The organism is Akkermansiaceae bacterium, assembly GCA_019634595.1.
In the GTDB taxonomy this organism is placed as follows: Bacteria; Verrucomicrobiota; Verrucomicrobiia; order Verrucomicrobiales; family Akkermansiaceae; genus Luteolibacter.
In genome coordinates this window covers 1,066,969-1,079,463 of the sequence record JAHCBC010000002.1, presented here as the reverse complement: position 1 = coordinate 1,079,463, position 12,495 = coordinate 1,066,969, and the positions used below count along the sequence as shown (strand labels likewise).

The window sequence follows — 12,495 nt, the reverse complement described above, 5'->3', positions numbered from 1 at the left end:
TCAGACCGATTGGAAAATTCCTCGGATTTTCCAATCGGCGCCGACTTTACATGAAGCGCTTTTGAGACGCAGTCTCACCTGATCTAACCGTTAGCAGCGGTTGGAACCCTGATGCCCATGAAAGACAAATCCTCCACATTGCCAACCGTCCTGAGTTCGAGGGAAGCCCTCGCCCTCGCGACTTTCCTCACCGCAGGGCACGCCGCCGCCCAAGCCCCCGCCGCTCCGGACAAGAAAACACAAGGTCCTTCCGGCGAGACCCTTCCCGAGGTCCAGGTGACCGCCAACCGGCAGAACCAGCCCGGCGGCTCCTACAAGGTGGAAAAGCTCGATTCGCAGAAGTTCACCGCCCCTCTGGTGGACACTCCGCAAACCTTTTCGGTGATCCCCAAGGAAGTCTTCCAGCAGCAGGGTGCCCGCAATCTCACCGACGTCCTCAAGAACACCCCCGGCATCTCATACAATGCAGGGGAGAACGGCTTCGGCACCAACGCCAACAACTTCAGCCTGCGCGGAGTCGATACCTCGGGCAGCATCTTCCAGGATGGCGTCCGTGACAGCGGCAGCTACTCGCGGGATGTTTTCAACCTCGAGAGTGTCGAGATCGGCAAAGGCGCTGCGGCCGACAACGGCTATGGAACCGCCGGAGGTTACGTGAACCTCGTGAGCAAGACTGCCCGGGCCGAAAACTTCTACTCAGGAACCACCTCCTATTCCTTCGACGAAACCGACTCCAGCCCCCGCTTCCGCACGGCGTTCGATGTGAACCAAGCATTCTCCGGAAACGTGGCGTTCCGGTTGAACGCCTTCCTCCAGGAGGGTGGAGTGGCTGGCCGCGACTACGCGGAAGCCAACGGCTGGGGTCTGGCCCCCACCATCACCTTTGGCCTCGGCACCGACACGCGGTACACCCTTTCCTACCAGCACGTCGAACAGAACGACATTCCGGATTGGGGAGTTCCCACCGGAATATCCGCAGGTGGAGCAAACAACTTCGAAGGTGTGGACCGCTCCCACCGCGACACCTTCTACGGCCTGACCTCGGACTATGACGACACCATCACGGACGCGTTCGTCGCCCGGATCGAGCATGATTTCAACGAGGACCTGACGCTTTCGAACCAAACCCGGATCGCGAAAACGAACCGGCGCACGGACTTCACAATGCCGCATAGCTTTGACAACGCCGCAGGAACCACCGTGCGGCAGGAGCGGACCATCTATGACCGTGAGAACTTCAGCTTCTCCAACATCACCAACCTTTCCTACGAATTCGCCACAGGCAGTCTCGAGCACACCCTATCCGCAGGCTTCGAATTCATCCGGGAAGATGCCGACGCGCAGCGCTACGGCTCAACCAACCGCGCGGGTGTGGATGCCCATGATCCCAATAATAACCCGGGAATCGGTAACCCGGCGTTCCAAGGAATCGGCCAGGTGGATGTGGAAACCTACGGCCTCTACGTCTATGACACGGTCAAGATCAACGAGCGCTGGCAGGTCACCGGCGGGATCCGCGCCGACCATTACAAGGTCGATCTCGTGGACCGCAACCAACTGGGCGTGCCCGGTGGAGCGAACTTCAGCAAATCCGACACATTCCTCGGAGGAAAGCTGGGGGTCGTGCACAAGCCCGCATCGAATGGCAGCATCTATGCTTCCGCCGGCCTTTCATCCCAGCCACCCGCGTCATTCCTCTCCAACTCAGACGCATCCCGCGGAGGTGGCAACGGGTTTCCAGGAGCCGGCCTTGGCATCAACAACAAGGATGCCAAGACCCAGTATAACCTGAACTACGAGATCGGCACCAAGTGGGATTTCCTCGGCGGACGCCTCTCCACCACCGCAGCCCTGTTCCGCACGGAACGCCACGATGTGGCGATCTCCGGACGACCCACGGTTGCAGCAGGGGGAGCTACGGACACGGGCTATCACGAACAGATCATCCAAGGTATCGAACTCGGTGTTGCCGGGCAGATCACCGACGAGTGGTCCGTCTTCGGTGGCCTCCTCATCATGGACAGTGAACGGAAGGTCAGCTCGAAATGGGAACAACAGAGAATCAATGCTTCCACTGGAGCTGGAGAGCCGGAATACAACGCCGCCTACAACTCCTTCGACGGTGATGAGCTTGCTTTCACCCCGAACTACACCGGCAACCTGTGGACGACCTACCGTTTCCCGATCGGCCTCACCGTGGGCGGCGGAATGCAGTACGTCAGTGGATCCTACATCGGACGTCCTGACGATGCCGAGCGCATCGTCCCCAACGGTCGTTACGGAAAGATGGATGACTACTTGGTATTCAATACCATGCTCGCTTACGAGGTGACCCAGAACGTGACCGTCCGGCTGAACGTCGATAACATCTTCGACGAGGTCTATGCGGTTTCCTCCAACTGGAGCGGCGTGCGTTCCAACGTAGGACCACCCCGCACCTACACCATCAGCGCGGACTGGAAGTTCTGATCTTTAACGGGTTGTGTTGCAAATCGACCGTCATCCGGCTCCGGCCGGGTGGCGGTTTTTTCTTTTTCGGGAAAAAATGGAATAATCCGGGGTTGACGGAATTTGCTATTGAGACTCAGTCTCACGGCTGTTCGCCAAAAACCGCACGATCATCGGACGGAAAGTGGCGGGCACCCATTGCCAATTCCCATGAAACAAACATCCAAACCGTCGATCAGGGACATCGTTTCGACCCGCGAAGCGATTGCCCTGGCCACCTTGCTCACCGTCGTCCCATCCGTCGCTGCGGAGCCAGCCAAGAAGGAAGAGAAAAAAGACAACAAACCTTCGGGAGACGGAGAAACCCTCAGCGAGGTGACTGTCACGGCCCAGCGCGGCAGCGCATACAACCCGCAGAACGTGCAATCGCAGAAATTCACCGCCCCTCTGGTGAATACCCCGCAAACCGTGACGGTGATCCCCCAGGCGGTCTACAAGCAGCAGGCTGCCACCAATCTCGCCGACGTCCTGAAAAACACTCCCGGCATCACCTACAACGCCGGTGAAAACGGCTTCGTCGCCGGAGCTTCCAACTTCAACATGCGGGGCTTCGAGTCCTCCAACAACGTCTTCGTGGACGGCAGCCGCGATCACGGCAACAACTCCCGGGACATCTTCAACGTCGAATCCGTCGAAGTGGCGAAGGGTCCCGCCGCCGACAACGGCCGCGGCACCGCCGGGGGTTATGTCAACCTGGTGACCAAGACTCCCGGTCTGGAAAGCTTCTACGCCGGTACCGCCAGCTACGGTTTTGACGAAACCGAAGCCGACTCCCGCTTCCGCACCACCCTGGACATCAACCAGGTGGTCGCCAACAGCCCCCTCCAGGGCACCGCGTTCCGCCTCAACGCCCTCTTCCAGGAAGGTGGCGTCGTCGGCCGCAACTATGCCGAAAACAACGCATGGGGCATCGCTCCTTCCGTTGCCATCGGCCTCGGCACGGACACCCGTTTCACGGTCGCTTACCAGTACTACCAACAGAACAACATCCCGGACTACGGCGTTCCCGGCGTCATCGCCCCGGGGGTACATCCCACGGCAGCCGGCGTGCCCCACCTCGATCCCGCCGGAAACGTGAGGCGCGACACCTTCTACGGCCGGACCTCCGACTTCGACGACGTCAGCACCCACACGCTCCTCGCCCGGATCGACCATGATTTCTCCTGGGGAGGCACCCTCTCGAACCAAACCCGCTTCTCCCATGCGGACCGTTTCGCGATCTACACCATTCCCTTCGGAACCTCTCCCGCCCAACCGGCGGTCCCCACCGCGGTGGACGCGCGTCTGCAAGGATTCGACCGCCAGACCAAGGTCATCTCGAACAGCACCACCTTCACCCACCAGATCGAAACCGGAGCGTTGAAACACACCATCGCCACCGGTCTTGACATCGCCCGTGAGGAATCACGGGCCGGTCGTGACATCGCCAACCTCGGCGGCGCCTCGCTGGTCGATATCTACAATCCGGATCCGTCCCGCCCACGCCCCGTGGCAGGCGACCCGCATTCCGTCAACTTTGACGACGTGCGCGTGGATACCGTCGCCATCTACGCCTATGACACCATCGAGTTCAGCCCCCAATGGCAGCTCACCGGCGGCCTCCGCGCTGAATACTATGACGCGGAAATCCGGTCCACCACCGCGGCTGACTACGACGTCGATGATTTCACCCTCGGTGGAAAACTCGGCCTCGTCTTCAAACCCACGGACAACGGCTCCATCTACGCCTCCGCCGGTCTGACCCAGCAGGCGCCGGGCGGCGAGTTCCTCTCCAACCCGGATGCGTCCCGGGGCGGCGGCTCCGTTCCCGGAGTCGCAGGTCAGAACGCCGCGAAGTCCAAGACCCAGGAGTCCATCAACTACGAGGTGGGCACCAAATGGGAGTTCTTCAACAAGAAGCTCACCGCCACCGCCGCGGCCTTCCACTCGGAACGCACCAACATCGCCTTCGGCACCCAGCCGGACCTGAGCTACGGTGACCAGACGGTCTATGGTCTGGAACTCGGCGTCGCCGGTTCCATCACCGACAACTGGGCGGTCTTCGGTGGTCTCGCCTATATGGAGAGCAATACCCAGGTCGGAGCAGGAGTGGACGCAGCCATGGCGTTCGCACCCCGCTGGAGCGGCAACCTCTTCACCACCTATCGCTTCCCCTCCATCGGTCTCACCATCGGTGGCGGACTCCAGTACATGGGGGAATCCAGCATCGGCCGTCCTTCCAATACTCCGAACGGCAGCCCGGGTGCCAACGTGAACGCGGGCAACCTGCCGGACTACATCGTCTTCAACGCGCTCGTCGCCTACGAAGTCACCGAGAACGTCACGGTCCGCCTGAACGTCGATAACATCTTCGACGAGCACTACACCACCACCACCAACTATCCGGGCACGCGCGCCTACCTTGGCACGCCACGCGCCTACACCATCAGCGCCGACTGGAAATTCTGATCCGCTCTTCTTGTTAATTGGTTGCTGTTCCGCCGTCCGGGTTGCGCCGGGCGGCGGAATTTTTTCCTCTCACTCCATTCCAGATCCTCTCATCCTTCCGCCATGATCCTTTCCATCCCGTCCGTGCTCGCCCCGCTTGAAGTGGCGGAATGCCGCAAGCTCCTCGAAGAAGCCCTCTGGGAAGACGGACGCGCCACGGCCGGCCACCAGGCGATGAAGGTGAAGGACAACATGCAGGTCCCGGGCGACCATCCGGCCGCCCGCCAAGTGGGCGCGGCGATCCTCAAGGCACTGGCATCCAACCCCCTTTTCATGTCCGCGGCACTGCCGCTGCACATCCTCCCGCCGATGTTCAACCGCTACTCCGGCGGCCAGACCTACGGCACCCACGTGGATGCTTCCGTCCGCACCATGCCGGACGGACGGCGCATCCGCACCGATCTTTCCTGCACCCTCTTCTTCGCCGAGCCGGAGGAGTATGAAGGCGGGGAACTCATCATCGAGGACACCTATGGAGCAAAGAGCGTGAAGCTCAACGCCGGTGAAATGGTGCTCTACCCCTCCACCAGCCTCCACCGTGTGGAACCGGTGACCAGCGGTACCCGCCTGTGCTCCTTCTTCTGGCTGCAGAGCATGATCCGCTCGGACGAACGGCGCTCCCTGTTGTTCGACATGGACATCGCCATCCAGCGGCTGAACGGCGGCCTGCCGGACCAGCCTCTGGTCCATGAGGCGACCACCCAGCTCACCGGCGTGTATCACAACCTGCTCCGCCAGTGGGCGGAGATGTGACGTTCACCCCAGGAGGCGCAGACCTTCCTTCACCGCCAGAACCACCCGGGTCTGCTTCTCAACGAAGTCCGTATCATGGGGTGCCTCCAGGACTTTCCTTTCGGCGTCCGCCAGCGTGAGCCAGAGTTGTCCGCGCATTTCTTCCCTCAACTCCTGATCCCCGGCCAGCGGTCCGTCACCCGCCAACCATTCCGCCAGAAACTCTCCGAGGAAATGAGGCTGGCAGACGCGGTAGATGATCGCCCCGTACCGCACCAGATCGGCCAGCCAGCCCCCCCGGAATCCCGTCGCCCGGACCATGGCCAAGGCTTCCTCCGCGGAATCCGTCGCCTCCGCGATCCAGTCTCCGACCTTTCCCGCTCCATCGGGTTCATCCAGCAGCATTGCCAGCGCCCGGCACCGGACGCTCCGCGCGAGAATACCGGCGACTGAAGTTTCCCGATCAGCCGGGATGGAACGCAAGCGGGAGATGCCCGCCCCGGCTTCCTGCCAAGCCTCCAGCGCCCGCGCTGCCAGAACCAGCGTTCTGGCACGGTTCACCCGCAACATCGCCGCCAGGAAAGCCCTCGTTGCCGTGGAGTCTTCACCCCACCCGGCCAGCAAGGCCTCCCCCGTGGCAAAGTCCCGCAGGGATGACTCCGCGTCCCCCATCCCATAAAAGGCCGCCGCACGGTTCAGCCAGGTCAGGATGATCCGGTCCACAAAGGCCGGATTCCCTGATGGGTCGATGCACGCCATCACTTCGATGGTCCGGTCGAAAGCCCGCATCGCCTCATCCAGCACCGCCGGATCCTCCATGCGGAGCAGCACGTCCCCCAGGTTCAGCCATGTGGCTGAGAGCAACCAGGCCGCCTCCTCATCCGTCCGCCAGGGGAGCCGTTCACGGCTTTCCGCAGCCATGCGGAAAATACCAGCCGCACCGTTCCAGTCGCCGTTTGCCATGGCACCGAACCCCGCGCCCATCCAGCGCGTGGTTTCCTCCACCAAAGTTGCGCGTTCTTCCGGATTCACGCCGCTTTCCTGAGTTCGGCCTGTTTCATCACGGAGATCCTGCGCTTCTTGAAGAAGCGCCGCCAGCTCAACGCGAATCCGGTCCAGACAAGAATCACCGCCGCCAGGGATGCAACGCCCATCAGCAACTGGCCGAACCAGCCCAGCGCCTCGCCGGTATGCACCCAGCGGGCGAAGGTGCGGATCTTCCGCCCCGTGGTCTGTGCGCCGAAGCCTTCATTTTTGACGATCTCACCGGAGGTGAGGTCCACGGTGAGGGTGCGGCGCAGATCCGGACGCCCGCGGTGGGAGTAGGAAACCGAGTAGTCGGCGGTGGTGCCTTTGGGCAGGGTCACGATGATCGTCCTCCAGCCGGGGCTGGCCGCCTTTACCTTTTCAAAGCCCGCATCCAGCCCCGCGAGGCTGACCGGAGCGCCGCCATGGTCGTGGCTATGGCCTGGCCCATCACCACCGCGGCCACCTCCACGCCCCGCCATACCACCTTCGGCCCGGCCTTCGCGTGCCATGCCGCCATCGCCACCACGGGGGCCACGGCGCTCGCCGCCTTCCCGGGGGGCACCACCGGCAGCCGGCGGGCCACCGGCACCGCGCGGAGGTGGCGGGGTTTCGCCCACCGCCGTGTAGATGAGATTGTTCGCCCACGAATAGGACATCACCAGACCGGTGATCACGATGAAGAAGAGAGGCACGCAGGCCCAGAAGCCGAACGTGTTGTGCCAGTTCCAGTCCCGGGCACGGCCCTTGAGGCGAAACTGGAGGGTTGCGACGGCGCGGAAAGCGGTGCGGCTCAGACGCTTCGGGAACCACAGGTAGAGGCCGGAAATGACGAGGAACAGGAACACCAGGTTCGCCGCCTTGGTGATGTTTCCTCCGATCTCACGGGAGTCCCCCTGCAGGGTGAGCCAACGGTGCAGCCGCAGGACCCATGCGAAGAAGCCTTTCAGGTTCGCGTTCCCCTCGCCCAGTGACTCGCCCGTGTAGGGATCCGCGTAGGCGGACTTTCCCCGTCCGAACTGCACGGACGCGGGCATCTCCGGATCTCTGTAGTAAGTGACTCCACTTGCCGCGGGGCTGGTGCCCGCGTGGTTGCCGAGGATTTTCTCCGGACCGGCCACCACCTGCTCCGGAGTGGCCTTCGTGACTTTCACCCCGTGGTTCGCTTCGAGGATCTGCCTCTCGAACGACATGATCACTCCGGTGAGGCCGAGGATCAGGATGATGAGGCCGGCCGCCAGACCGGTGGCCAGGTGGAGCCAGAATACGGACTTTTTGAAGAAGCGCATGAGAGTGCCGCAGGGGAAAGTGATGCGAATGCGTCTCAATTACCGGGCGAGGTCAAATCCAAACCAGCGTTCGGAAGGATTTTCCGCTGGCTCCGGGGAAAGGCGACGCCGTCAGGGAGCCTCCTGTTCGTCGCCGCCAAACCGGCCGCAACAGGAACCCGCCTCATGGAAACAGTCGGCGCAGAGCGATTCGTCCCCGGCTTCCGCCACGGATGGAGCGCCGCAGCGGTCGCAGGGAGAAGCATCGGCCATGGAGGATCATTTTCCCTGTTAGGTGTTGAATCAAGCAATCACACCAATTTCCGGCCATCAATCGGTTGCGAAGCTTTTTCTGGACACGGATTGAAGGATCAACGGATTGCACGGGTCTTTTGAAGAAGCCAATCCGCGTAATCCGTTGATCCTTCAATCCGTGCTTAAAAAATGCCGGACCATGCCGCCAGGTGCTCCCAATCCTTGGCGACATTTGGAACCAAGACCGGGATAAGGATGCGGGATCACAAAAAACTTTCGACATCGGGACCGCTTCGGGGAGACTGCCGCCATGTACGAAACCGCAGGGAAAATCAAAGTCATCTACGACACCCAATCCTTCGCCAGCGGTTTCTCCAAGAGGGAGTTCGTGGTGACCACAGCCGCCGACAAGTATCCCCAGGACCTGAAATTCGAGGTGGTGAAGGACAAGTGCCAACTTCTGGACGGCTACAAGGTCGGCCAGGACGTGACGGTGAACTTCGACATCCGGGGCAACGAGTACAACGGGAAATACTACGTGAACCTCTCCGCCTGGAAGATCCAGGGCGGCGGTGGCGGAAATGGCGGCGGTGGAAACGACAGTGAGTACGACCAGTCCGCCCCACAACGGCGGAGCGCCCCACGCCAGAACAGCCAGCCGTCTTCCGAACCATCCCCTGCGGACCTCCGGAAGGAAGACGACTTCGACGACGACGATATCCCGTTCTGATCGCCCGTCTTATTCCGGAATCACTTTCAGCCCCTTGAGCCAGGCGACCGATTTGGTCTGCCACTCGTCCCACATCGGGCCTTTGTAGCCGTTGAGTCCGTGGCCGCCGCTGGCCAGTTCCACCAGCTCCACGGGAATATTTTTGTCAGCCAGGGCCTTCCGGAACAGGCGGCTGTTCTCGATGGTGACCGCCTTGTCATCCAGCGCGTGGGCGAGGAATGCCGGCGGGGTTTTGTCCGTGACCTGCTTCTCGTTGGAGAACAGCGCCATGTGCTCCGCGGATGCATCCGCACCGAGCAGATTCGCCCGGGAGCCGCCGTGCGTGGCGATGTCCATGGTGATGACGGGATAGACCAGGATCATGAAATCCGGGCGGCAGGAGACACGGTCCACGGCATCCTCCGCGTCCGGCTTTCCCGCATCGAAGTGGGTTCCGGCGGTGGAGGCGAGGTGTCCTCCGGCGGAAAAACCGATGATGCCGATCTTTCCGGGATCGATCCCCCACTCCGCCGCATGGGAACGGGTCGTCCGGATCGCGCGCTGCGCGTCCAGCAGCGGGACGAACGCCCGGCCGGCAGGGAGCCGGTACTCCAGGACGATGCCCGTCACTCCGTGGCCATTGAGCCATTTGGCGATGCCGTGGCCCTCGGCACCGGTCACCAGCATCCGGTAGCCGCCACCCGGGCAGATCACGACCGCCGCGCCATTCGGCTTCTCCGGCTTGTGGACGGTGATGAAGGCATTCGCCGGATCAAAGGAACCGTCCCCCACCGGGGCCTTCCCCTCCGGCCAGAGGGGTTGGCGTTCCTGGGCCATGGCGGAAAGCCCGAGAAAAGAAACCAGGAAGGAAAGGATCAGCGTGGCTCGCATCCCTCCGACGCTAGGGTGCGGCGGCCATGCGTCAAGGAAGCAGGGCACAACGGACCATGCTCCCATTTGGGGTGGCACCTCTGGTCATGGAAAAGGATGACCGCTGATTTCACTGATTTACTGATTCATAATCTTACATCTGCTTTTCCGGAATCAGTGAAATCAGTGGCATCAAAATCCACCCAAGTCCTTCCGACTCCGAAATGACCAGCGGCCCCAAGGGACTTGCGGATCAACCCCACGGATGCATCCTCGGTCCATGGATCTCTCCAACTACCTCGCCATGGATCCCCACCTGCTGTTCGGTCTGGTGAATACGGAACTGCGCAACCACAGCGAATCACTCGACGATCTGGTGAAAACGCATGACCTGGACCAGGCGGCGCTGGAGGAAAAGCTGGAGACAGCAGGCTATACCTACCAGCCCGCCCTCAAGCAGTTCCGCTGAGCAGCCCCTCCGCCCGGAGCTGGCGGCGCATCTTTTCCACATCCACGTTTTCCAGGTATTCCCGGACGTTCGGGAACACACCCGCATGATGGCCGTAACGCGGGTCCACCATTTCCGCGATGGCCTGCTCCCTCGGCCACCGCTGGATGACCATGCGGTACATCGCGATGACCGCGCCCGTCCGGTCGGAGCCATGCCAGCAGTGGACGACGATGGGTTGCTTCGCCGCGGCCAGGACGCGCAGCGCCTCCAGCATGTTCTTGTCATTGATCTTTCCCGCCGTCATCCGGACATGGTGGCACACCAGGTTCCCCGCAATGGCGTCGTCGGAATGATAGCGGCGCAGGTTGAGCACCTCCCGGATGCCGTCCTTCTCCAGCGCACGGAAGTCCCGCTTCTCAGGCTGGGAGGAGCGCCACACGTTCCCGTCCACCTGATGGAGGTTCGTGCCCGCACCACATGACGCGATGAAGCACGCCATCACGGCGGAAAGAAGGTGACGGAGCACGGCCTTGGTCATCCTGACGGGGATAGCCTCGCCCTCTCCTGTGCGCAATCATCCTTTCCCATCACGCGGAAAGTCTCCCGACAAAGAAAAACGGCGCCCCCATTCCGGAGTGCGCCGTTGATCGGAATATCCAAAGGTCAGGTCAGATGCCTTCCACGGACTGCGTGTTTCCAGTCACCGGAGCTTCCGGTGCCGGCGGCTGCACGGATGGCCGGTCGGCCTGCGGGTCGTCCAGCTTGCCCAGGTAGGAAGGCAATTCGACGCCGACGTTTTTCGCCAGTTCGTGGAGCGGCGGGACCGATCCTGCGAGACCGGAAAGGAATCCGGCGGTGCTGTTCTTTCCGTCCGCCCCCTTGCCACTGTCCCAGACGGTGAGTTTGTCGATCTTGAGGTTGGCGATGGCCTTGACCTGCGCCTCGACGAGCTGAGGGAGAAGCTCGGTGATGAGGAGCTGCTGTGCTCCTCCCGGGCCTTGGCAGGATCGGATGAGGTCGTCGAAGCCCTTCGCCTTTCCGACGAGGACCGCCTGCGCGCCTTCCGCTTCCGCGAGCAGGCGGGATCTCAGACCATCCGCCTCGGCGATAAGGCGTGCCTTCAAACCACCGGCCTCCGCCTCTTTCACGAAGATGATACCATCCGCCTCCGCCTGCTTCTCGGCACGGACACCGTCCGCCTTGCCCTGCTGGATCCGCCGCACCTTTTCCGCCTCCGCATCCGCTTCCACAAGCTGGCGTTGCTTCGCCACCTCCGCCGGGACGACGATGTTGGCGAACTGGGTGGCCTTGTCCCGCTCGGCACGCTGTTTCTCCGCGGACTGCTCGGAGACATAAGCCTCTTCAAGAATCTTCGCGTGGGCGACCTTCTCCGCCGCCTGTGCCAGACGCTCCGCTTCCGCCTGGGCGCTCCGGCGCTGGGCGTTGGAGTTGGCGATCTCCACTTCCGCGGTGTTCTCACCACGGGTGGCCTCGGCATTGGCGCCGGAAACGCTGATCCGCTTGTCCCGCTGCGCGGCCGCCGCACCGATCTCACCGTCACGGTCCGCCTGGGCGACCTTGACCTTCGCCTCCGCGATGGCCTTGGAAGCGGCTTCCTGGCCGAGCGCGTCGATGTAGCCGGAAGCATCCGTGATGTCCTGGATGTTCACGTTGATGAGGCGCAGGCCGACTTTCTTCAGCTCCACCTCAACGCCTTGGGAAATGTTCGCAATCAGCTTGTCGCGGTCAGAGTTGATTTCCTCGATGTCCATCGTCGCGATAACGACGCGCATCTGGCCGAAGATGATGTCCTTCGCCAGCTCGCTGATCTGCGGCATGGTCAGACCCAGCAGACGCTCCGCCGCATTCTCCATCACCCCCGGTTCGGTGGAAATGCCGACGGTGAAGGTGGAGGGCGTGTTCACCCGGATGTTCTGCTTCGACAGTGCGCCTTCCAGACGGATGTCGATGGGGAGCGGCGTGAGTGTGAGGTATTGGTAGTCCTGGATGATGGGCCAGATGAAGGCGGCGCCGCCGTGGTAGCACTCGGCGGATTTCCCTTCGCCGACCTTGCCATACTTCACCAGCACCCGGTCGGAGGGGCACTTCTTGTAACGCGCGGCGATGGCGATGAGCGCGGTGAAGATGACGATGACGATCGCAGCTGCAAGGATCAGTGTAGGCATGGC

General features: G+C 62.1%; 11 protein-coding genes. 5 read left to right on the top strand and 6 right to left on the bottom strand.

Annotated features, from left to right (window positions below; translation table 11 throughout):
- The first annotated feature begins 117 nt into the window (after positions 1–117).
- The 3 genes from KF712_10450 to KF712_10440 all read left to right on the top strand — a co-directional run bounded on the left by KF712_10450 (position 118) and on the right by KF712_10440 (position 5,748).
- Positions 118–2,469, top strand: coding sequence for a TonB-dependent receptor (locus tag KF712_10450; GenBank protein MBX3741401.1), 2,352 nt, complete (start codon positions 118–120; stop codon positions 2,467–2,469).
- Positions 2,470–2,658: 189 nt separating this feature from the next.
- Positions 2,659–4,956 carry a TonB-dependent siderophore receptor gene (locus tag KF712_10445; GenBank protein ID MBX3741400.1) on the top strand — a complete coding sequence of 766 codons (2,298 nt, stop codon included), beginning with the start codon at positions 2,659–2,661 and terminating at the stop codon, positions 4,954–4,956.
- A 102-nt stretch (positions 4,957–5,058) separates the two neighbouring features.
- On the top strand, positions 5,059–5,748 hold the full coding sequence (locus KF712_10440) for a Fe2+-dependent dioxygenase (GenBank protein ID MBX3741399.1): 690 nt from the start codon (positions 5,059–5,061) through the stop codon (positions 5,746–5,748).
- Between the two features lie 3 nt (positions 5,749–5,751).
- On the opposite strand, the gene KF712_10435 is transcribed toward KF712_10440, so the two are convergent.
- The 3 genes from KF712_10435 to KF712_10425 form a co-directional block, all read right to left on the bottom strand.
- On the bottom strand, positions 5,752–6,759 hold the full coding sequence (locus KF712_10435; protein ID MBX3741398.1) for a hypothetical protein: 1,008 nt from the start codon (positions 6,757–6,759) through the stop codon (positions 5,752–5,754).
- Positions 6,756–8,042, bottom strand: coding sequence for a PepSY domain-containing protein (locus KF712_10430; GenBank protein MBX3741397.1), 1,287 nt, complete (start codon positions 8,040–8,042; stop codon positions 6,756–6,758). Before KF712_10430 ends, KF712_10435 begins: the two co-directional genes overlap by 4 nt.
- Before the next feature lie 111 nt (positions 8,043–8,153).
- Positions 8,154–8,294, bottom strand: a complete 141-nt coding sequence (locus KF712_10425) for a hypothetical protein (protein ID MBX3741396.1) — start codon at positions 8,292–8,294, stop codon at positions 8,154–8,156.
- 292 nt (positions 8,295–8,586) lie between these two features.
- Here KF712_10425 and KF712_10420 point away from each other — a divergent pair, with 292 nt between their 5' ends.
- The gene (locus tag KF712_10420) at positions 8,587–9,006 is read left to right on the top strand and encodes a DUF3127 domain-containing protein (protein MBX3741395.1); all 420 of its coding nucleotides are present in this window, start codon (positions 8,587–8,589) and stop codon (positions 9,004–9,006) included.
- Between the two features lie 9 nt (positions 9,007–9,015).
- On the opposite strand, the gene KF712_10415 is transcribed toward KF712_10420, so the two are convergent.
- Positions 9,016–9,876, bottom strand: a complete 861-nt coding sequence (locus KF712_10415; protein ID MBX3741394.1) for an alpha/beta hydrolase — start codon at positions 9,874–9,876, stop codon at positions 9,016–9,018.
- A 259-nt stretch (positions 9,877–10,135) separates the two neighbouring features.
- Here KF712_10415 and KF712_10410 point away from each other — a divergent pair, with 259 nt between their 5' ends.
- Positions 10,136–10,324: a DUF4250 domain-containing protein gene (locus KF712_10410; GenBank protein MBX3741393.1), complete on the top strand. Its 189-nt coding sequence runs from the start codon at positions 10,136–10,138 to the stop codon at positions 10,322–10,324.
- Here the strand turns inward: KF712_10410 and KF712_10405 are convergent.
- Together KF712_10405 and KF712_10400 are read right to left on the bottom strand one after the other, a co-directional pair.
- On the bottom strand, positions 10,308–10,844 hold the full coding sequence (locus tag KF712_10405) for a tyrosine-protein phosphatase (protein MBX3741392.1): 537 nt from the start codon (positions 10,842–10,844) through the stop codon (positions 10,308–10,310). The two genes, KF712_10410 and KF712_10405, sit on opposite strands and share 17 nt — an antisense overlap.
- Before the next feature lie 130 nt (positions 10,845–10,974).
- Positions 10,975–12,492, bottom strand: coding sequence for a flotillin family protein (locus KF712_10400; GenBank protein ID MBX3741391.1), 1,518 nt, complete (start codon positions 12,490–12,492; stop codon positions 10,975–10,977).
- Between the last annotated feature and the right edge of the window lie 3 nt (positions 12,493–12,495).

What these genes read in the sequence shown, in the direction of transcription:
- KF712_10450 (MBX3741401.1), top strand. Translation starts at nt 118, where the DNA reads ATGAAAGACAAATCCTCCACATTGCCAACCGTCCTGAGTTCGAGGGAA.
- KF712_10445 (MBX3741400.1), top strand. Translation starts at nt 2,659, where the DNA reads ATGAAACAAACATCCAAACCGTCGATCAGGGACATCGTTTCGACCCGC.
- KF712_10440 (MBX3741399.1), top strand. Translation starts at nt 5,059, where the DNA reads ATGATCCTTTCCATCCCGTCCGTGCTCGCCCCGCTTGAAGTGGCGGAA.
- KF712_10430 (MBX3741397.1), bottom strand. Translation starts at nt 8,042, where the DNA reads ATGCGCTTCTTCAAAAAGTCCGTATTCTGGCTCCACCTGGCCACCGGT.
- KF712_10425 (MBX3741396.1), bottom strand. Translation starts at nt 8,294, where the DNA reads ATGGCCGATGCTTCTCCCTGCGACCGCTGCGGCGCTCCATCCGTGGCG.
- KF712_10420 (MBX3741395.1), top strand. Translation starts at nt 8,587, where the DNA reads ATGTACGAAACCGCAGGGAAAATCAAAGTCATCTACGACACCCAATCC.
- KF712_10415 (MBX3741394.1), bottom strand. Translation starts at nt 9,876, where the DNA reads ATGCGAGCCACGCTGATCCTTTCCTTCCTGGTTTCTTTTCTCGGGCTT.
- KF712_10410 (MBX3741393.1), top strand. Translation starts at nt 10,136, where the DNA reads ATGGATCTCTCCAACTACCTCGCCATGGATCCCCACCTGCTGTTCGGT.
- KF712_10405 (MBX3741392.1), bottom strand. Translation starts at nt 10,844, where the DNA reads ATGACCAAGGCCGTGCTCCGTCACCTTCTTTCCGCCGTGATGGCGTGC.
- KF712_10400 (MBX3741391.1), bottom strand. Translation starts at nt 12,492, where the DNA reads ATGCCTACACTGATCCTTGCAGCTGCGATCGTCATCGTCATCTTCACC.